This is a genomic window from Stenotrophomonas sp. 22385, assembly GCF_052045085.1.
Lineage (GTDB): Bacteria > Pseudomonadota > Gammaproteobacteria > Xanthomonadales > Xanthomonadaceae > Stenotrophomonas.
This window is the reverse complement of record NZ_JBQEOG010000001.1, coordinates 464475-484503: the sequence shown is the minus strand read 5'-3', so window position 1 is coordinate 484503 and position 20029 is coordinate 464475. Positions and strand designations below refer to the sequence as shown.

At 64.6% G+C, this 20029-nt stretch carries 19 protein-coding genes; 14 read left to right on the top strand and 5 right to left on the bottom strand.

Annotated elements, in window-relative coordinates; all coding sequences use genetic code 11:
* Window positions 1-12: 12 nt before the first annotated feature.
* The 5 genes from ACTJI4_RS02040 to ACTJI4_RS02020 all read left to right on the top strand — a co-directional run bounded on the left by ACTJI4_RS02040 (window position 13) and on the right by ACTJI4_RS02020 (window position 8220).
* Entirely contained in the window at window positions 13-2250 is a 2238-nt protein-coding gene (locus ACTJI4_RS02040) for an ATP-binding protein (RefSeq protein WP_440868376.1), read from the top strand.
* Entirely contained in the window at window positions 2247-2720 is a 474-nt protein-coding gene (locus ACTJI4_RS02035; protein WP_392918609.1) for a response regulator, read from the top strand. Before ACTJI4_RS02040 ends, ACTJI4_RS02035 begins: the two co-directional genes overlap by 4 nt.
* On the top strand, window positions 2713-5106 hold the full coding sequence (locus ACTJI4_RS02030) for a PAS domain-containing protein (RefSeq protein ID WP_440868375.1): 2394 nt from the start codon (window positions 2713-2715) through the stop codon (window positions 5104-5106). The genes ACTJI4_RS02035 and ACTJI4_RS02030 overlap by 8 nt, the downstream gene beginning before the upstream one ends.
* 15 nt (window positions 5107-5121) lie before the next feature.
* Window positions 5122-5316 (top strand): hypothetical protein, encoded by a 195-nt coding sequence (locus ACTJI4_RS02025; protein WP_392918614.1) that lies wholly within the window; start codon window positions 5122-5124, stop codon window positions 5314-5316.
* 294 nt (window positions 5317-5610) lie between these two features.
* The gene (locus ACTJI4_RS02020; RefSeq protein ID WP_440868374.1) at window positions 5611-8220 is read left to right on the top strand and encodes a TonB-dependent receptor plug domain-containing protein; all 2610 of its coding nucleotides are present in this window, start codon (window positions 5611-5613) and stop codon (window positions 8218-8220) included.
* 31 nt (window positions 8221-8251) lie between these two features.
* Here ACTJI4_RS02020 and ACTJI4_RS02015 read toward each other — a convergent pair whose 3' ends face one another.
* Window positions 8252-8551, bottom strand: coding sequence for a hypothetical protein (locus ACTJI4_RS02015; RefSeq protein WP_440868373.1), 300 nt, complete (start codon window positions 8549-8551; stop codon window positions 8252-8254).
* A gap of 17 nt (window positions 8552-8568) precedes the next feature.
* Entirely contained in the window at window positions 8569-8847 is a 279-nt protein-coding gene (locus ACTJI4_RS02010; RefSeq protein ID WP_392918623.1) for a BrnA antitoxin family protein, read from the bottom strand.
* An 845-nt stretch (window positions 8848-9692) separates the two neighbouring features.
* Between ACTJI4_RS02010 and ACTJI4_RS02005 the strand changes: the two genes are divergently transcribed.
* Window positions 9693-10613: an MBL fold metallo-hydrolase gene (locus tag ACTJI4_RS02005; protein ID WP_440868372.1), complete on the top strand. Its 921-nt coding sequence runs from the start codon at window positions 9693-9695 to the stop codon at window positions 10611-10613.
* 120 nt (window positions 10614-10733) lie between these two features.
* Window positions 10734-11687 (top strand): alpha/beta fold hydrolase, encoded by a 954-nt coding sequence (locus tag ACTJI4_RS02000; RefSeq protein ID WP_440868371.1) that lies wholly within the window; start codon window positions 10734-10736, stop codon window positions 11685-11687.
* Between the two features lie 26 nt (window positions 11688-11713).
* Here ACTJI4_RS02000 and ACTJI4_RS01995 read toward each other — a convergent pair whose 3' ends face one another.
* Both ACTJI4_RS01995 and ACTJI4_RS01990 read right to left on the bottom strand, forming a co-directional pair.
* Window positions 11714-12652 (bottom strand): hypothetical protein, encoded by a 939-nt coding sequence (locus ACTJI4_RS01995; RefSeq protein WP_440868370.1) that lies wholly within the window; start codon window positions 12650-12652, stop codon window positions 11714-11716.
* The gene (locus ACTJI4_RS01990) at window positions 12649-13590 is read right to left on the bottom strand and encodes a LysR family transcriptional regulator (RefSeq protein WP_440868369.1); all 942 of its coding nucleotides are present in this window, start codon (window positions 13588-13590) and stop codon (window positions 12649-12651) included. The genes ACTJI4_RS01995 and ACTJI4_RS01990 overlap by 4 nt, the downstream gene beginning before the upstream one ends.
* 96 nt (window positions 13591-13686) lie before the next feature.
* Here ACTJI4_RS01990 and ACTJI4_RS01985 point away from each other — a divergent pair, with 96 nt between their 5' ends.
* The 3 genes from ACTJI4_RS01985 to ACTJI4_RS01975 all read left to right on the top strand — a co-directional run bounded on the left by ACTJI4_RS01985 (window position 13687) and on the right by ACTJI4_RS01975 (window position 15712).
* Window positions 13687-14016: a nuclear transport factor 2 family protein gene (locus tag ACTJI4_RS01985; RefSeq protein ID WP_392918641.1), complete on the top strand. Its 330-nt coding sequence runs from the start codon at window positions 13687-13689 to the stop codon at window positions 14014-14016.
* Entirely contained in the window at window positions 14013-14795 is a 783-nt protein-coding gene (locus ACTJI4_RS01980; RefSeq protein WP_440868368.1) for an SDR family oxidoreductase, read from the top strand. The genes ACTJI4_RS01985 and ACTJI4_RS01980 overlap by 4 nt, the downstream gene beginning before the upstream one ends.
* Window positions 14796-14932: 137 nt before the next feature.
* The gene (locus ACTJI4_RS01975) at window positions 14933-15712 is read left to right on the top strand and encodes an alpha/beta fold hydrolase (RefSeq protein WP_392918647.1); all 780 of its coding nucleotides are present in this window, start codon (window positions 14933-14935) and stop codon (window positions 15710-15712) included.
* Between the two features lie 134 nt (window positions 15713-15846).
* On the opposite strand, the gene ACTJI4_RS01970 is transcribed toward ACTJI4_RS01975, so the two are convergent.
* Complete coding sequence (locus tag ACTJI4_RS01970) at window positions 15847-16119, bottom strand: putative hemolysin (RefSeq protein WP_392918650.1); 273 nt, start codon at window positions 16117-16119, stop codon at window positions 15847-15849.
* Window positions 16120-16354: 235 nt separating this feature from the next.
* Here ACTJI4_RS01970 and ACTJI4_RS01965 point away from each other — a divergent pair, with 235 nt between their 5' ends.
* From ACTJI4_RS01965 to ACTJI4_RS01950, 4 genes are read left to right on the top strand one after another with little or no spacing between them, the layout of a single operon-like run.
* Window positions 16355-17029 carry a thermostable hemolysin gene (locus ACTJI4_RS01965; RefSeq protein WP_392918652.1) on the top strand — a complete coding sequence of 225 codons (675 nt, stop codon included), beginning with the start codon at window positions 16355-16357 and terminating at the stop codon, window positions 17027-17029.
* On the top strand, window positions 17026-18522 hold the full coding sequence (locus ACTJI4_RS01960; protein ID WP_392918655.1) for an AMP-binding protein: 1497 nt from the start codon (window positions 17026-17028) through the stop codon (window positions 18520-18522). The genes ACTJI4_RS01965 and ACTJI4_RS01960 overlap by 4 nt, the downstream gene beginning before the upstream one ends.
* Window positions 18519-19193, top strand: coding sequence for a TenA family transcriptional regulator (locus ACTJI4_RS01955; protein WP_440868367.1), 675 nt, complete (start codon window positions 18519-18521; stop codon window positions 19191-19193). The genes ACTJI4_RS01960 and ACTJI4_RS01955 overlap by 4 nt, the downstream gene beginning before the upstream one ends.
* Window positions 19193-20029 (top strand): SDR family oxidoreductase, encoded by an 837-nt coding sequence (locus tag ACTJI4_RS01950; protein ID WP_440868622.1) that lies wholly within the window; start codon window positions 19193-19195, stop codon window positions 20027-20029. Before ACTJI4_RS01955 ends, ACTJI4_RS01950 begins: the two co-directional genes overlap by 1 nt.

Here is a 20029-nt window from a genome sequence, read left to right as displayed (position 1 = left end):
GGGATTGAACGAATGTCGTCCTGGAACTCGAAACACAACGCCCTGGATCTCAACAGCTGTGCCAGGGAACCGATCCGTACTCCAGGAGCCATTCAACCCTACGGCCTGGTCCTCGTCCTGGACCCCCGGACGCTGACCGTCAAAGCCCGTGCCCTCGCGCGAGCGGATCTGATGGAGACGCTGGGCGACCCGCTGGGCCAGACCATTGATACGGTGCTGGGTGGCGCACTGGCGAGCTGTCGACCGGCGCTGGAAGCGCTTGCGCCGGGTTCGACCCAGTTTCTTGGTGCGCACCCTGTCGGTGGCCATGGCGGGCATCACACCCTTGCGCACCGCCTGGCCGACGATCTGATCGTGGAGCTCGAAGAGCCCGTACCGGGCGAACCGGGTTCGCTGGAAGACCTGTACCCCGCCATCCGTGCCTTCATGGTGGAGATCGAGCGGGTACCGGGCACCCGCGAGCTGTGCGAACTGGCGGCCTTGCAGATCCGCGCGCTGACCGGCTTCGACCGCACGCTGGTCTACCAGTTCGACACGGATTGGAATGGCGCGGTGGTGGCCGAGAACGGCAACGGCGTGCTACCAAGCTACCTGGACCTGCGCTTTCCCGAATCGGACATTCCCGCCCAGGCCCGTGAGCTGTACCGGCAGAACCGGGTGCGGCTGATCGCCGACAATGACTATCAGCCGGTGCCCCTGGTCCGCGCGGCCGATGTCACCTCAGCGCCGCCGACCGACCTGGGCCCGGCGATGCTGCGGAGCGTCTCCCCGGTGCACCTGCAGTACATGCGCAACATGGGCACCGGTGCCTCGATGTCGATCTCGCTGCTGCGCGAAGGCGAACTGTGGGGCCTGATTTCCTGCCACAACAAGGCACCCAAGCGGGTGCCGTACCACGTGCGCACGGCCTGCGAATTCATCGGGCAGATCCTGTCCCTGCAGATTTCGCTGAAGGAACGCGCTGCAATGGTGGAAGAGCGCATCGCGCGCCGCGCCATCCAGGTGCGCCTGCTCGGACGAATGGCCGGCGATCAGGATTTCATGGCCGCACTGGGCCGCGACCAGCAGAACCTGCTGGCGCTCACCCAGTCTGCTGGCGCGGCGATTGTGCACCGGGGCGAATGCATCCTGCACGGTGAATGTCCCAGCCAGAGCCAGGTGATGCAGCTGGTGCAGTGGCTGACCGCCCGGCAGGACGAAGGCGACCTGATCTGCACCGATCGCCTGCCGCTGGAGTGGGACCCCGCCGATGCCTTCTCGGACGTGGCCAGCGGCGTGCTCGCCATTTCCATTTCCCAGATCCACGACAGCTTCGTGTTGTGGTTCCGGCCGGAAGTGGTGCGGACCGTGCGTTGGGGCGGCGACCCGCGCAAGGAGGATACCGGCCTGCCGCTGTCGCCACGCACCTCGTTCGAGGGCTGGAAGGAAACGGTGCGCAAGCAGTCGCTGCCATGGAACGAGGTCGACCGCGATGCTGCAATGGAGCTGCGCACCGCCATCGTCGACATCGTGCTGCGCAAGGCAGAAGAGATGGCCGCGCTCAACGAGCAGCTGTTGCGCAGCAACAAGGAACTTGAGGCGTTCTCCTACTCGGTCAGCCATGACCTGCGCGCACCGTTCCGCCATATCGTGGGCTATTCGGAACTGCTGTGGGCAGCTGCAGGAGAAAGGTTGAACGATTCAGAAAAGAGATACCTCGATACCATCGTCGAATCCGCACAATCTGCCGGAACACTGGTAGACGACCTGCTCAGTTTCTCGCAGATGGGCAGGTCTACGATGGGTCAGATCTCGATGGACATGACAGCGTTGGTACAGGATGTACGACACAAACTGGACATGGAGTACGAAGGTCGCACCATCGCCTGGAGGGTGCCCAGCCTTCCGCGCGTGCAGGCCGACCCTGGCATGCTGCGCCTGGTCTGGCAGAACCTGCTGTCCAACGCGATAAAGTTCACCCGGGACACCGCGCACCCGGTCATTGAAGTGGGTCACTACCGCACCGATACCGAGCACGTGTTCTTCGTCCAGGACAATGGCTGCGGTTTCGACATGCGCTACGTGGACAAGCTGTTCGGCGTTTTCCAGCGCCTGCATCATTCCGACGAATACGAAGGCACTGGCATTGGCCTTGCCAACGTGAACCGCATCATCACCCGTCACGGCGGCAGGACGTGGGCCGAAGGCCAGTTGGGAGTGGGCGCCAAATTCTTCTTCACCATTCCCTTTGCTACTGGAGACAAAGTATGAGAGACCTGCGGCCGATTCTGCTCGTGGAGGACAATCCGAAGGACGCTGAGCTGACGCTGGCTGCACTTGCGCGCTGCCAGCTGCTGAACGAAGTCACCCATGTGCGGGACGGCGTGGAAGCGCTGCAGTACCTGCGCAGCGAAGGCCGCTACGAGGGCGCCATGCACGGCGGCCCGGTGGTGGTGCTGCTGGACCTGAAGCTGCCCAAGCTCAATGGACTGGAAGTGCTGAAGGAAATCCGTACCGATGCGGCGCTCAGCAGCACCCCGGTGGTGATGCTGACCTCCTCGCGCGAAGAACAGGACCTCATCCTCAGCTACGAGCTGGGCGTCAACGCGTTCGTGGTCAAGCCGGTGGACTTCAAGGAGTTCCTTGAGGCAATCCAGGGCCTGGGCATGTTCTGGGGCATCACCAACCAGCCGCCGCCGCACGGCACGCTCTTTGGCGCCAAGAGCCGCAAAGATGGCTGACGATCTGCCCGCCACACCGATCCGCATCCTGATGGTGGAGGACAGCGCGCTCGACGCGGAGTTGATCACCCTGCAGCTTCGGCGCGCCGGCCTGCCGTTCACCTTCGAGCGCACCTGGTCCGACCAGGGCATGCGAGACGCGCTGGCAGCGCACGACTTCGATGTGATCCTGGCCGACCACGTGCTGCCTGGCTTCAGCGGTGATCTGGCGCTGGAGCTGGCCTGCGCGCTGGCACCAGAGGTGCCCTTCATCTTCGTCTCCGGCACCCTCAGCGAAGAACTGGCGGTCGAAGCGCTGAAGCGCGGCGCCCGCGATTACGTGGTCAAGTCACGCCTGCAACGCCTGCCCGACGCGATCCTGCGCGCGATAAACGAAGCCAAGGAGCGACGCCGGTTGCTGCAGGTAGAGCATGCGCTGCGCGAAAGCCACCAGCGGCTGCGCCTGATCACCGACTCATTGCCGGCGCTGATCGCCTATCTCGACCGTGACCATCATTACCGGTTCGCCAACCAGGCCTATATGGAATGGCACGGCCTTACGCCTGATGAAATGGTTGGCCGGCATGCCCGCGAGATGGTCGGTGACGAGGGATTTGCCGTTCTGCAGGAACACCTGGACAAGGTGCTGCGGGGCGAAAGGGTCAGTTTCGAAACGCTGGCGTACCGCAGGGTCGGCGCGCCGCGCCATGCCCAGGTGGACTTCGTTCCCGAGCTGGACGCGGGCGGCGGGGTGCTGGGCTATTACGCCATGGCCCGCGACATCAGCGAGCTCAAGCAGGCCCAGGCGCTGCTGACGGCCAGCAACGAATCGCTGGAGCGGCAGGTAAACGAACGCACCTCGGCACTGCACCGCAGTGAAAGCCGCCTGCAGGCGCTGTTCGAATCCAGTTTCCAGCACCAGAACCTGCTGACCCTCGATGGGCACATCATCGATACCAATTCCGCTTCGTTGGCCGCGATCCTGGCAACCAAGGAGGAGGTGCGCGGAGCGCTGTACTGCGAGGCCGCCTGGTTTGCCGATACCGAGGGTGTGCCGGCCATCGTCTGCCAGGCCGTGCTCGAGGCCGCTGCCGGCAGTGCCTCGCGCCACGAACTGGACCTGCGCCTGCCCACGGGCAAGCGAACCTTCGAGTTCTCCTTCCGGCCGCTGCTTGACCACCAGGGGTCCATCACGGCGGTGGTCTCCGAGGCAGTGGAAACCACTGCGCGCCGACAGGCCGAGGAAGCGCTGCGACAGAGCCAGAAGATCGAAGCCGTGGGCCAGCTCACCGGCGGCATCGCGCACGATTTCAACAATATCCTGACGGTGATTGCCGGCAACGTGGAGTACGCCAAGCTGCTTACCGATCGCCTCGGTGATGCCGCCGAGGGCTCAGCGCGCGCACTGGACAACGCGCTCAAGGGCGTGATGCGCGCGGCCAACGTAACCCAGCGCCTGCTCGCTTTCTCACGCCGACAGCCGTTGCGCAGCCTGCCGGTCGACCTCAACGCACAGGTGCGCGACATGGAAGACATGCTGCACCGTTCGCTGGGCGAGCTGGTGCAGCTGGAGATCGTGCACCACCCGGACATCTGGTGCGTGGAAGTGGACCCCAGCCAGCTCGAAGCGTCGGTGCTCAACCTGGCGGTCAACGCACGCGACGCGATGCCCGAGGGCGGCCGATTGGTGATCGAGGTGGACAACGCCCACCTCGACGACGATTTCACGGCGCAGAACCCTGACGTGCCGCCGGGCCAGTACGCGATGCTGCGGGTCAAGGACACCGGCCACGGCATGTCCGCCGAAACCCTGACCCGCGTGTTCGAGCCGTTCTTCACCACCAAGGAGGTCGGCCGCGGCACCGGGCTTGGGCTGTCCATGGTGTATGGATTCGTCAAGCAGTCCGGTGGCCATGTGCTGGTCGATTCCGTGCCCGGCGCCGGCACTTCGATCACCCTGCTGTTCCCGCGCTCGGCGGTCGAACTGCCCGAAGCGGCCCAGACCGAGCAGCGTGGCCTGGGCGGCTACGAAATGCAGGACGAAGCCACGGTACTGGTCGCCGAAGACAACGATGACGTCCGTGCGTACACCGTGGACACCCTGCGCCAGCTTGGCTACCGCGTGCTCGAAGCGCACGACGGTCCCTCGGCGATACGCCTGCTTGAGCGCACCGACGTCAGCGTCGACCTGCTGTTCTCGGACATCGTGATGCCCGGCATGTCCGGCTGGGAACTGGCCAAGCGGGCGCAGGCCCAGAAACCCGCGCTGCGGGTGCTGTTCACCTCCGGCTACCCACGCGACATCGACGCCAGTGGCGCGGCTGGCCGCAACATCGCGATCCTGGGCAAGCCGTTTACCCGCAGTGACCTGGCGCGATCGATCCGCGGATCGCTGCAGGACGAATGACGGCAGACCACGTCCATGACGCCGCTCGACAAACCCCTGCGCCGCGAAGTCCAGATCGGCGATGAGTCCTACACACTGACCCTCGACCCCGAGGGTCTGAAGCTGGTGCGCAAAGGCCACCGAAAGGGGCTCGATCTGCGCTGGGAGGACCTGGTCAGCGGCGATGCGGCCCTCGCGGCCGCCTTGCAGGCATCCCTGGACGCGCCCTGATTCCAGAGGGGTTGCGACGCCAGCCCCCTCCGAAATCGCGCAGAAGATCTGATTTCGTCCGGGATGAGACTCACACTTTTCCCCGTTTTGCCCCCCGCGCGGGCGGCGAAAGCGGGCGCCGCTTGCCTCACTTGGCTTGAACGAATGAGGTCAAAACGAAAGATACGTTGCAGTACTGTTTACGTTCTGTTAAGTATTTGTGCAGCGCACCAGCCCCCTGGCACGCAAGGAGAACCAACCGGATGAGCACGTAACGAGAACGACCTACCCACAATCAGACTGCAAGGTGCATGCATGAACGACCGCATTGGCAAGTGTGTTCACGCTCCGAAAGCAATTTCGCCGTTGGCATCTGCGGTAAAGGCGGCACTGGCCGCCGCGCTGCTGGTCACCAGTTCAGTGGCCATGGCGCAGGACAGCAGCACATCGGGTTCCGGCGAACAGGCCACCACGCTGGATACAGTGTCGGTACTGGGCAGCCGCACCAAGCCCCGCACCGTTTCCTCCTCGGCCGTCCCGATCGACATCATCAGCGGCGAAGAATTCCGCAACCAGGGCGCCACCGATGCGCTTGACCAGCTCAAAGTGCTGGTCCCTTCGTTCAACGTCAGCACCATTCCCATCGATGACGCGGCCAGCCTGATCCGCCCGGCCAACCTGCGTGGCCTGCCTCCCGACAACACCCTGCTGCTGGTCAACGGCAAGCGCTTCCACCGCGCGGCGGTCATCACCTTCCTGGGCCATGGTCTGTCCGACGGCGCACAGGGCCCGGACCTTTCCGTGTTTCCCTCGCTGGCCCTGGAACAGGTGGACGTGCTGCGCGACGGCGCCGCCGCCCAATACGGTTCGGACGCCATTGCCGGCGTGATCAACTTCGGCCTGAAGAAACTGCGCGAAGGTGGCACCGCCGAAGTGTTCGCCGGCCAGTACTACAAGGGCGACGGCCTCACCACCCAGTACTCGGCGCAGATCGGCCTGCCGCTGACCGAGCGCGGCTTTGCCACCCTCACGGCCGAGTGGCGCAAGGCCGACGATACCTCGCGCAGCGTGCAGCGCGATGACGCGGCGGCCGCCATCGCCGCCGGCTACCCCGGCGTGGGCGACCCGGCGCAGGTATGGGGTTCGCCCAAGGTCGATGACGACCTGAAGCTGGTCGCCAACCTTGGCCTCACCACCGACGCGGTGGACTTCTATCTGTTCGGCAATTACGCCAAGCGCGACGTGGACGGCGGCTTCTACTTCCGCGACCCCACCGCACGCTCGGGTGTGTACTCCAACGACGGTGGCGAGACGCTGCTGGTAGGCAACCTTACCGGCGTCGGCGCGTGCCCCACCATCGCGCTGCGCGATGGCGCCGGCAACCTGCTGCCCTACAGCGGGGTGGGGGCGGCGGTGGCTGCGCTGCCGGCCAACTGCTACACGTTCCTCTCCAGCCTGCCCGGCGGCTTCACCCCCCGCTTCGGCGGCAAGCTGGAAGACAGCTCGATCTTCGCCGGTGCCAAGGGCAACCTGGGCGAGTGGTACTGGGACGTAAGCGGTTCCTGGGGCCGCAACGATATCGAGTTCATCATCTACAACACCGTCAATGCTTCGCTCGGCCCGGATCAACCTGACGGGCTGTACTTCCGTCCCGGTGGCAACACGCAGACCGAGAAGAGCTTCAATGTCGATGTGACGCGGGATATCGCGGCCAGCTTCACTGCCCAGCCGCTGCGCCTGGCGGCCGGTGCGGAGTGGCGCGAAGAGAGCTTCAAGATCAGTCCCGGCGACGGCCCCTCCACCGCCATCGGTCCGCTCACCGAGCAGGGCTTTGCACTGGGCTCCAACGGCTTCAACGGCTTCAGCGCTCGCACCGCGGGCACCTTTGACCGCCGCAACTGGGCCGCTTATGCCGACCTGGAAGCACAGGTCACCGAACGCCTGCTGCTGGCCGGCGCAGTGCGATTCGAGGACTACGATTCGTTTGGCAGCACCACCAACGGCAAGGTCACCGCACGCTTCGACTTCAATGAGCACTTTGCGTTGCGCGGCGCGTACAACACCGGCTTCCGCGCGCCCACGCCGGGGCAGGCCAACATCAGCCAGATCAGCACCGTGTTCGGTGGTACCGCACTGGAAGACATCGCCACCCTGCCGCCGACCAATCCCATCGCGCAGCTCAAGGGCGCAAAGCCACTGACGCCGGAAGAGTCCAAGAACCTTTCGTTGGGTGCGGTATGGACCGAAGGCGACTGGCTGCTCACCCTGGATGGCTACCAGATCAAGGTGGAAGACCGCATCGCGCTGAGTACCAGCTTCGCGGTGACCCCGGAAGAACGTGCGGCGCTGGTGGCCGGCGGCAACCCGGAAGCGGCCTCGATCTCGCAGGTGACCTATTTCGGCAACGCGTTCGACACCACCACCACCGGCGTGGATCTGGTCACCAGCTTCAAGAGCGACCACTTCGGTGGCACCACCACGTACTCACTGGCGGCCAACTGGAACAAGACCGAGGTGGACCGCTTCAATCCGGACTTCATCGACGAAGCGCGCGTGTACAAGCTGGAGAAATCACTGCCCAAGACCAAGGGCTATTTCAGCGTCCACCACCAACGGCAGATCTTCAACGCCAACCTGCGCTTCAACTACTACAGCTCCTGGTATGAGGATCACCTGGACAGCGGCGTGATCTCGGCGGCCGATGGCGGCCTGCCGATCTACGGCGGCAGTGCGTTGATCGTGGATGCCGAAGTGGGCTGGAAGTTCGATTCGGGCCTGTACTTCAGCCTGGGCGCACAGAACCTGTTCGACCGCACCCCGGCCAAGAACCCGTGGTCCGGCGTGGCCGGCGCGGAGTACCCGGTGCATTCGCCGTATGGCTTCAACGGCGGGTTCTATTATGCGCGGGTGGGTTGGAAGTTCTGATACAGGCAAGTTGGGCATGCGATGGTCACCGTCATGGTCCATCGCATGCTTTTTGCCTGCCCTGCTCGAAAGCCTTGGGCCGCATTATCCTGAGCGCCAGCAGCTCAAGGCCCAGCAGCACATAGGTCGCCAGTAATACCGATGGCGCCCAGAGCACAGCGAAGACCATCCACTGGAAGCTCCAGTCATGGGCGTAGATCTCGGTGCCAGGTTCGGGTGGCGCCGCCATCCACTGACGGCGTTGCAGCCAGAAGACAAGCGCAGACACTGCTACGGCGAGCACGATCTGCAGCGCACCCCATATCCAATACTTCCTGACTACGTCATCCATGCGGACCCTCCGCGTGCCTATACGCGGCTTTTTCCCTTATGGGCCAACACCCACTCCCTCAGGACCGAATCCATCCTGGTCTGCCAGCCAGCGCCTGTTCCACGGAACGCCTCCAATACGTCCGGCGAAAGCCGAATGGTGATTCGCTCTTTGGTCTGTACTGCCTTGGGACGACCACGCAACTTGCGCTGCAGCGTCTCCGGCAGACCATCAAACTTTACCGCGCGACTGGTATCGGCTGAAGACCATTCCGGATTTTCCAGGTCAGGGGCCTCGGCACCCATCTGCCTTTTCATACTGCCTCGCCTCTCGCTCGTTGGCCTTGCGGAAACTGATCACCCGAATTCCGTGCAACGTTTCGGTGAACACCAGAACGTGTAGACGGTTGCCAACCCATCCCAAGCCACGGTGACGCACCTCTCAGTAGTCCTTTCGCTCGTCCACGGTAAACAACGCCGTTTGAAAATCGAACGTGCGCGCAAGCTCAAAAGAGAGACCGCGCTGAACTACATTCCGAGCGCTTTTGGCAGCGTCATAGGTCAGTTCGAATGTATTTATTGTATGCACAATAAATGTTCCTGCGCAAGTCCATGCTGAGGCGTACCTCCCGCCCTCGGAACTCAAAGTGCCACCCCGCCGTTGCCGGCGGGGTGGCTGCGCGTTTGGTGATCACGTGCGCTTGCGTGAATCAGGCTGCGAGCAGGGTGCCCTGTTCGTTCTGATCGATGTAATCATCATTGGCGATTACAGTTTTTGCGCCGATTACGTCGGTCGCCTCTCGGGCTGTCCACATTGACTGCTCGCCACGTCGAAACCAGTGCAGCCCCTTCAGCTGGGCACCACGACGGATGCACAGGTGGTGGAGCTGGCGGGAATCGAACCCGCGTCCGCAACGCATCCTCTCTGCTTCATACAGCCATAACCCGTTGCCAACGACTGCATTCGCGGTTTCTCGCCACACACGGCGAGCAGGTATTGGAGCGTCATCCGCTGGAAGCGGCTTTCAGAAATCGCTCGCTTCCATTGCTGCCGGTTGGACAACACCGCGTACCCGCCCACGGATCTACCGGCCGCGCGGCCGCTCCCCCAGGCTGATCCTGCACGGCGCCCCTGCCGTGGATCCCGCCAAGGAGATTTCCTCATGTTCAGCCTGGAAAACACCGTAGCTCCGCACCCGCCCGCGCTCGACGAACTGGTTCCTTCACGTTACGCGCTCAAGGTCGGCGATATCGACGTGCTGGTGGTCAGCGACGGCGTGTTGCCGTTGCCCACTCAGATGCTCGGCCACAACGTCTCCGCCGCCGAGCGCGCGCCGTGGTTCAAAGAGATGTACCTGCCGCCGGATGCGCTGGACTGGGCGTTGAACGTGATGGTGGTGCGCAGCGGCGACCGCAACATCCTGATCGACGCCGGCCTGGGCATGGACCCTGACCTGAACCTGCCGCGCGCTGGCCAGCTGATCCGCCGTCTTGGCGCTTCGGGCATCAACCTTGGGGAGATCACCGACGTGGTGATCACCCACCTGCACATGGACCACATCGGTGGCCTGCTGGTGGACGGCGTAAAGAAGCAACTGCATCCCGAGCTGCGCATCCACGTGGCCGCCGCCGAAGTGGCCTTCTGGAAGGCGCCCGACTTCACCCGCACCAACATGCCGCCCGGCTTCCCGGATGCGCTGCGCGCCACCGCTACCCACTTCCTCGACGAGTACGGACGCTACGTGCACACCTTTGACGATGTGCACGAGATCGCGCCCGGCGTGAGCGCGCACCGCACCGGCGGCCATACGCCCGGCCACAGCGTGGTGCGTCTGAACTCGAACGGCGATGCACTGACCTTTGCCGGTGATGCCATCTTCGCGGTCGGCTTCGAGCAGCCAAACTGGCACAACGGGTTTGAGCACGATCCTGAAGGTGCTGCGCAGGTGCGTATCACCCTTCTCAACGAACTGGCCGGCACCGGCGAGATGCTGGTGGCCACCCATTTGCCGTTCCCGTCGGTCGGCCGCGTTGCGGCCGACGGCGAGGTCTTCCGCTGGGTGCCGGTGTTCTGGGACTTCTGACTCCTGCGTCGCAGTTTGTACCCTCGGTAAAGTTTCAAGGATTTTCAGACATCCCGAGTCCAGCCGAGGGGTTCAATCTAGCGCCTGTCGCATCCCTTTCCCTTTGCAGGAGACCATCCCATGAACATGCTTACCCGCACCCTGGCCGCCACTGCGTTGGCCCTGGCCATCCAGTCCGGCGCCGCCGCACAGGCGGCGGCAGCGGTGAATCCAGCCGCGGTCACCGCCGTTGCTCACACCCCCAGCACCATCACCACCGCCGATGGCGTGCAGCTGTACTACAAGGACTGGGGCCCGAAGGATGGCCCGGTGGTCACCTTCAGCCACGGCTGGCCGCTGGATTCGGACAGCTGGGACGCGCAGATGATGTTCCTGGCCAACCACGGCTACCGCGTGGTGGCGCACGACCGCCGCGGCCATGGCCGCTCCAGCCAGCCATGGGACGGCAACGACATGGATCACTACGCCGACGACCTGGCCACGGTGATCAACACGCTCGGTCTGAAGGACGTGACCCTGGTGGGCTTCTCCACCGGTGGCGGTGAAGTGGCGCGCTATGTAGGGCGCCATGGTACCGGTCGGGTCAAGAAGGTCGTGCTGATCAGCGCCGTGCCGCCTCTCATGCTGAAGACCGCAGACAACCCCGGCGGCGTCCCCATCGACGTGTTCGATGGCCTGCGCAAGGGCCAGTTGGAAAACCGGGCGCAACTGTTCAAGGACATTCCAAGCGGTCCGTTCTACGGCTACAACCGCCCTGGAGCGAAGCCCAATCAGGCGTTGATCGATTCCTGGTGGGCGCAGGGCATGCTGGGAGGACTCAAGAGCACGTACGATTCGGTTGCCGCGTTCTCGGCCACTGACTTCCGCCAGGATCTGAAGCGGTTCGACGTCCCGACGCTGGTGATCCATGGCGACGACGACCAGATCGTACCGATCAGTGTCGGCGGCCGTATGTCGGCCGGGTTGATCAAGGGTGCCAAGCTGATCGTGTACCCCGGCGCGCCGCACGGCCTGACCGAAACGCACAAGGACAAGGTCAACCAGGATCTGTTGGCGTTCCTGCAGCAGAAATGATCCGGTGCCGGACTGTACGTCCGGCGTCAGTCACCGGGGCGGCGCTGCCTCGCCGCCTCGTCCCTCGTCAGCGCCTCGCGCTGTGCCCTGTCCCATGCCTCACCAGCCGCGCGTGCTCTCGCATCCGCCTCCCGGTCCTGGCGCTCGATTTCCTTGTACTCCGCCCACCGCTCCGGCGTTATCGTCTTGAGCTGGTTGTCGGGTCGAAGGGTTATGGATGCCTGCGGCGCCAAAGCCACGGAAAAGTTGTCGAACAGCCACTGCTGCCGCGCTTGCGCCGATGCGTTGAGCAGCTCGGGTTCGGCAAATTGCGCCATGGGCAACGCCTGCTCGGCAAGCGTCTGCCCAGAGGAGATCCGGGCGAGCTTCACCACCAGGCGCTCCTTTTCTTCCTGCTCCTGATAGAGCGCAACGACATCGTCCTCTATCCACAGCGGATACCAATATCCCGCCACTGGATAGGCATGGAAGGGGTGGTCGCGGATCAGCAGCAGGCTGCTGGATTCGTCATACAGCGCCCGCCAGCCGGAGGGCGCTGTTCGTGTGCTGCAGTCAATGCTGCCCTTGTTGATGGTCTCCAGCGCGGCCGCCGCGCCCTTCACTGCAATCCGGGTCGACCAGCACTGCCTCCCGTCCCGGGTCGCGGAGGCGAGCAGCACGGCGTTCGGGTCGAGGGCGATGGCCTCGGTATGCACGAACGTTTGGTTGGCGGCATCCGCGTCGCGCAACAGGGTGGCAAACCCGGCGTCGGAAAGCGTTTCGCCGTCGAGGTAAAGCACGTAGGTCGTGTGGTGCCGGTACTGGCTGCTGTTGATGTCCAGCGTACTTTCCGTCACCGCCACCACCTTCAGCGGGCCCGATGAAAACACCGGCTCCCGGCTGGTTCGCCCACATGCCGTGAGAAGGAGCGAGGCAACCGCAAGCAGCGCGACGGTGCGTGAGGAAAAACCGCGTCTGATGCTCATGGCACTCCGGTACTGGCTGTAAGGGTGGGATCGTCACTGCCCAGATCACGATCCAGCAGGCAATCAATGAAGGCGCGAAGTGCGGGAAGAAGATAGCGCCTGCTGGAGTAGTAAAGGAACAGCCCCGGTACGGTCGGTGACCAGTCAGCGAGCACGCGCTTGAGCCGTCCATCCTGCAAGGCCTCGGCGATGCCGTCATCGTTGTAGGCATACAGGATGCCAAGCCCCTGCAGCGCGGCGGGCACGATGATGTCTTGGTGGTTGGAGATCACCGTGCCCTCGCCGAAATACTCGACGGTCTTTCCCTTCTTCCTGAATTCCCAACCGGCGAGCTTTCCGCTGCCCGGGAAACGCCAGTTGATGCAGGCGTGCTGGCTCAGGTCCGCCGGCGTTCCAGGTTCACCGAACCTTGCCAGGTACCCGGGTGATGCCACCGCCAGCAGCTCGATGTCCGGGGTGAGCCGCACGGCCACCATGTCCTTCTGCAGGCGGCCACCCACGCGGATGCCGGCGTCGAATCCCTCGCCGGCGATATCACTCAGGCCGTCGTCGATCACGATGTCGAGCACCACCTCGGGATGCGCCTGCGCGAACCGACCCAGGCGGGGCGCGATCACCTTCTTCGCCGCCATGCTCAACGTGTTGATCCGCAGCGTGCCCGCCGCACGCGCATTGGCACCCACGGCCTGCGCAACCGCGTCGTCCATGTCACGCAGCATCGGCGCGATGCGCTCATGCAGGCGGCGTCCGGGTTCGGTAGGCGACACGCTGCGGGTGGTGCGGTTCAACAGCCGAACGCCCAAGCGCGCTTCGAGCTGGCGGATGACCTGGCTGAGCGCGGACGGCGACAGCCCCAGGTGATCGGCTGCGCGGGCGAAGCTGGACCGCTCCACCACGGCCACGAAGGCCTTGAGTTCCGCAAATTCAGAGCCGCGCATTATGCACCGTTCTCTACATGACCTGATTCGATCATAGGCGATTCTCTTCGCTATGAGGAAAGCTCAACCTTGCTCCACACCCACTGGAGCATTGCCATGAAAGACCTGAACCTGCCCGAGCCGATAGCCGCCTACTTCCAGGCCGACAGCCAGGGCGCGGCGGCCGTGGCCCGCTGCTTCACCCGCGACGGGGTAGTCCTGGACGAGGGCCATACCCATACCGGGCCTGCGGCCATCGAGGCGTGGAAGACCGATGCATCCGCCCGATATACCTACACGGCCACGCCGCACGCGCTGGAACGCCATGGCCGCAGCTACCTGGTCACCAGCACCGTGTCGGGCGACTTCCCCGGCAGCCCGCTGGACCTGCGCTACGCCTTCACCCTCGAGCGCGGGAAGATCGCCCGGCTGGAGATCGGGGCATGAACTTCGATCTGGAACTGACCGGGAAGCGCGTGCTGGTGACCGGCGGCACGCGCGGACTTGGCGCGGCGGTGGTCGAGCTGCTGGCGAGGCTGGGCGCACGTGTGGTGGCAACAGCGCGTTCCTTGCCACAGGCCCCCATCAAGGGGGTGCATTACATGGAAGCAGATCTTGCCAGCGCCGAAGGCGCCCTCCGGGCCGGCGAGGCAACGCTGCATCGCCTTGGCGGTATCGACGTGCTGATCAATGTGGTGGGTGGCTCATCGGCACCTGCCGGTGGGTTCGCGGCGCTGGATGATGCCGAATGGGCACGCGCGTTGGACCTCAACCTGATGTCCGCCGTGCGGCTGGATCGCGCACTGCTGCCGGCGATGATCGCGCAGGGATCCGGCGTGATCATGCATGTCACCTCGATCCAGCGCACCCTGCCGCTGCCGGAGGCGACCACCGCCTATGCCGCCGCGAAGGCCGCCCTGTCCACCTACAGCAAAGCGCTCTCGAAGGAAGTCACCCCGAAGGGCGTGCGGGTGGTGCGGGTCGCCCCGGGCTGGATTGAAACCGACGCCGCCGTCGCCTTCGTCGAACGCATCGCTGCGGAAGCGCAGACTGATTACGAAGGCGGCAGGAAACGGGTCATGGACGGGCTGGGCGGCATTCCGCTGGGACGACCGGCGCAGCCGGGCGAAGTGGCCGACCTCATCGCGTTCCTGGTCTCGCCACGGGCGGCGTCGATTTCGGGCACGGAGTACACCATCGACGGCGGGACGGTGCCGACGGTATGAGATACACAGGTCCGGCCGATTTGGACGCTTGATCAATTTATCAGGACTTTATGCGACCGATCGTTCAGCTGGGCCCGGCAAAGTACCCCTGCCGGCCAACGCCGCCCCCGCAATCCCACCATCCCGAGGAGTCGTCCATGTTCAAGCTCATCCCTGCAGTGTTCGCGGTCGCCCTGGCGGCCGCCCTCTCACCCGCCCAGGCCAGCGATGCCGTACGCGGCCAACCGGTGCACAACGTCGTGCTGGTGCATGGCGCATTCGCCGATGGCAGCGGCTGGCGCGGGGTGTATGACGACCTGACCGCGCGTGGCTACCACGTGTCGATCGTGCAGAACCCGCTGACTTCGCTTGCTGACGACGTGAAGGCCACCCAGCGCGTGCTGGATCGCCAGGATGGGCCAGCCATCCTGGTCGGGCATTCGTGGGGCGGCACGGTGATCACCGAAGCGGGTGTGCACGACAAGGTGGCCGGGCTGGTCTACGTGTCAGCGCTGGCGCCGGATGCGGGCGAGACCACGGCGCAGCTTTACACCGGTTTCGCACCCACGCCTGAGTTCGTGATCGAAACCGGGAGCGACGGTTTCGGCTTCATCAAGCCCGACACGTTCAAGGCTGGGTTTGCGCATGACACCACCGATGCGGACGCGGCATTCCTGCGCGATTCGCAGGTGCCGATCAACATGTCGGCATTTGGCACCACGCTGACGCACGCCGCCTGGCGCACCAAGCCGAGCTGGGCGGTGATCGCCACTGAAGACAAGGCGTTTGATCAAGCGATGCTGATCCACATGGCCGAGCGCATCAAGGCGCGCATCACCAAGGTGCCGGCGAGCCATGCGGTCTTCATGACCCAGCCGAAGGTGGTGGCCGATACGATTGATCGTGCGGCCAAAGACGCCGGGAAGAAGTACAAGTAAGGTGCCTGCCTCATCGGACATGAGGTAGCGGCAGCGCCGGACCGTTGGTCCCGCGTCTGCGCAGGATGCGCGCTGTGGTATGGGTCAGACCGTGATGCGAACGTCCTCGGTTGAAGAGTCGGAACCGACCGGCATCAGCTCGCCTTCTGTGGAGCATCGCGCCGGAAGAGTTCCCACTCGTCGATCCGTTTGCCGTCCGGCAAGTGGCAGATTCCCCGCTCGTTGCCTTCACGGTCCTTCTCGATCATGACCTTGCCACCGCGCTTCACGCAGTACTCGGACGCGGGGTTGGCCATTCCAACAGGAACACCATTCTCGCGTGCTTCCTGATTCTGCTGGGAACATCCCGCTGCTCCAGCCACCGCTATGAAGGCAGCGAGCACTGCGACGTTGATGCGCAGACGCATGAGCTTCTCCTGGACTGCCGTATTGGCTGCAGGGAGTGTGGAACCGGAGTTGTGAACGCGCTGTAGCAGCAGCCGGGTTATCCGGTAGCGCCGGGATCGCCGGTACGAAGGTCAGTGCCTGCCGATGCCGATTGCCTGGTCAAAAGGCCATCTGAACGAAAGCCTTCCCAAAAGCTAATGGCTGCTTAACTAACTGCTAATTCGTCCTTAATCCAGCCCGGCCAGCATGCTCGCCATGTCCTGGATCCCCACTTCCTCCGCTGTGACCTTCCCGTCCCTCCTGCCGCGGTCGCAGGTAGTGGTGGGCCCGCAAGACCCCAGCCGCCGCGATGTGGAGCAGTTCATCGCCCACGTATATCGTGAACGCTACGGTGCCACCCTGCACGCGTACCTGCCTCACCTGCTCGCGTTCCGGGATGGACAAGGGCAGCTGGTGGCAGCCGTCGGACTGCGCTTGGGCAGTGAGGGGCCGCTGTTTGTCGAGCAGTATCTCGATGAACCGGTGCAGGCACTGCTATCCCACCGGGAAATTGCCAACGTAGGCCGCGACCGCATCGCCGAGATCGGCAACTTTGCCGCCACCGCCCCCGGCGTAGCACGCGAGCTGATTGTCCGTTTGACCGCCATGCTGCATGCCGCACGCGTGCGCTGGGTCCTGTTCGCGGCCACCCAACAGCTGCGGAACACCCTCGACCGACTGCATCTGGTGACGGTGGAACTTGGCGAAGCAAGCCCAGAGCGACTCACCGGCGATGCATCTCCATGGGGCAGCTACTATCAGGCCCGGCCGAAGGTGGTCTGCGGGAATGTCGCGGCTGGACTCGCGCTCTTGCATCAAGCGAGAAAGCACGATGCACACGCCGAGACAGGTCCTGATCCGTCTCTGCAGGCCATGGTGGGGGCGCAATGAACGCGCCGACCTCTTCCCTGCTCCACGGTCTCGGTGGGCGCAAGGCACGAGTGCTCACTTCCAGTGTGGAAATCGGCGATGAGCAGATCCGGCAGCGCGCATTGCGGTTGGCCAGTCGGCTGGTGCAGCAAGGCATCGACCGCGTGGCAAGCCAGCTGGACAACGGCATTCATTGGCTGGTTCTCGATCTTGCCGTGCGCGAGCTCGGCGGGGTGCATGTCCCGTTGCCGACGTTCTTCTCTTCCGAGCAGATCACTCATGCCCTGGAGTCCAGCGGCGCCCAATGCGTTGTCACCGCCAGCGGTGCGCCTGCGCCAACGAGCAGCAGGGGCGCACTGGGGACCTTGGATGGCGGCATGCTCGCCCAGTGGCGGACCGATCCGGCGACGTCGGTCGACCTTCCCACTGGCACCGCATGCGTGACCTACACCTCCGGCACGACCGGCCGCCCCAAGGGCGTGTGCCTGTCGGCCGACACGCTGCTTACGGTCGCCCGTTCACTGGTGCAAGGGTCATCGGCGATTGCACCGCGCCGCCACCTCTGCCTGATGCCTCTCTCGACGCTGTTGGAGAACGTTGCCGGGTTGTACGCAACGCTGCTGGCGGACGCGCAGATCGCGCTCCCTTCGTTGGCGGAGATCGGTTACACCGGCGCCTCGGGCTTGGACGTGCCGACGCTGTTGCGGTGCCTGCACCGGTATCAGCCGGAGAGCATCATTCTGGTGCCCCAGCTGCTACTGGCGGTGGTGATGGCCGCCGAAAGCGGTGCTCCTCTGCCGACCTCGCTGCGTTATATAGCCGTCGGCGGTGGGCGCGTGGGGCCGGCGTTGCTTGCGCGGGCGCGCGCTCTGCGGCTGCCGGTCTTCGAAGGCTACGGGCTGACCGAATGTGCCTCGGTGGTCTGCCTCAACCAACCCGGCTCCAGCCGGGACGGCAGTGTCGGCAAAGCGCTTCCGCACGCTCGCATCGCCATTGTCGACAATGAAATCCAGGTCGAGGGGGCACGCGCACTGGGCTACCTGGGTGCAGAGCCACTCCCCGAAGGCCCCATCCGTACGGGTGATCTGGGCCGCGTAGACGGCGACGGATTCGTCTTCGTCACAGGTCGCCGCAAGAACGTCTTCATCACCGCGTTTGGCCGCAATGTGTCACCCGAGTGGGTGGAGAGCGAGCTGCTCTCCCATCCGGACCTTGCCCAAGCGGTGGTGTGGGGCGAAGCACAGGCCGACAACGTCGCCGTACTCGTCCCGCGTCGCGCCGACCTGGACGACGCCGCCCTCGCCCGCGCCGTAGCCGAGGTCAACGCAGGCCTGCCCGACTACGCACGCGTCTCGCGCATCGTGCGCGCTCCGGCGCCGTTCTCCGCCGGCACCGGGCTGCTCACCGCCAACGGACGCCTACGTCGCGACGCCATCCTGTCCCATTTTCAGGCCGAGGTCGATGCGAGCTATCGCCGTCCCGCCTCCGTTCCTTCCACGGGAGTATCCGCATGAGTTTCCATTCCGAACTGCTCGCCCAGACCCAGCAGGAACGCGCCACCCTGATCTCCGTGCCGATCATCCAGTCCGCGCTGGGAGGCCAGATCGCCCGCGAAGACTACGTCGCATTTCTCGGGCAGGCGTACCACCATGTCAGGCACACCGTCCCGTTGTTGATGGCCTGTGGGGCGCGTCTGCCGGGTCGGCTTGAATGGCTGCGCACGGCCATCGGCGAATACATCGAAGAAGAAATGGGCCACCAGGAGTGGGTGCTGGACGACTTGGCGGCCTGTGGTGCCGACCGCGCCGAAGCCGCCGCCAGCCTGCCCTCACTGGCCACCGAGCTGATGGTGAGCTACGCCTACGACACCATCCACCGCGGCAACCCGGTCGGCTTCTTCGGCATGGTGCTGGTCTTGGAGGGAACCAGCGTGGCGCTGGCCACCCGTGCGGCCAACACCATCCAGACCTCGCTCGACCTGCCGCGCAATGCCTTCAGCTACCTGTTGTCCCACGGCGACTTGGACATCGAGCATGTCGGCTTCTTTGAAGGGTTGATGGACCGCCTGGACGATCCGTGGGATCAACAGGCCGTCATCCATGCCGCCCGGCGCTTCTACGTGCTGTATGGCGACATCTTCCGCACGCTGCGTCAGGACGGCGTGCGCTGGGCGGAGGCCGCGTGATGAATCTCGCCGGCAGCACCGTCATCGTCACCGGCGCGAGTGGCGGCATCGGCGTGGCGCTGTGCCACGCGTTGGTCGAGGCGGGCGCCTCGATCATGGCCGTCGGGCGCAACCGCAGCCGGCTCACCACACTTGCCGCGGCGCTACCGGCCGGGCGCGTGCACATCGTGGTCGCCGACCTGTCCACATCTCCGGGCCGCTCGCACCTGATCGCCGCAATCCGCCAGGCCAACGTGTCACCCTCAGTGCTGGTGCTGGGCCACGCCCAAAGCGCGTTCGGTCTGTTTGAGGACCAGCACCCCGATGAACTGGAACGCCTGCTGCAGACCAACCTGGTCGGCTCTGCCCTGCTCATCCACGCCCTGTTGCCGATGCTGCGCCGCCATGAACAGGCCAGCGTGGTTGCCATCGGCTCCACCTTCGGCAGCATCGGCTTCGCCGGCTTCGCCACCTACAGCGCCAGCAAGTTCGGCTTGCGCGGCCTGATGGAGGCGCTCTCCCGGGAGCATGATGGCACCGGCCTGAGCTTCCAGTATCTCTCTCCACGCGCCACGCGCACCGCCTTCAATACGCCTGCCGTCGATGCGCTCAATGCCGAACTCAAGGTGGGCAGCGATGCCCCGGAGACCGTGGCCAGTGCGCTTGTACACGCCATCGTACAAGGCGATCGGCGCCGGCAGCTTGGCTGGCCGGAAAAGCTGTTCGCCCGCATCAACGGCATGTTCCCCGCGCTGGTCGACCGCAGCCTGCGTGCCCAGCTTCCCATCATCAGGCGCCACGCCTCTAAAGCGCAGCCCATCCAAGAGGACTCCTCCCATGAAGCAACGTCACGGTAA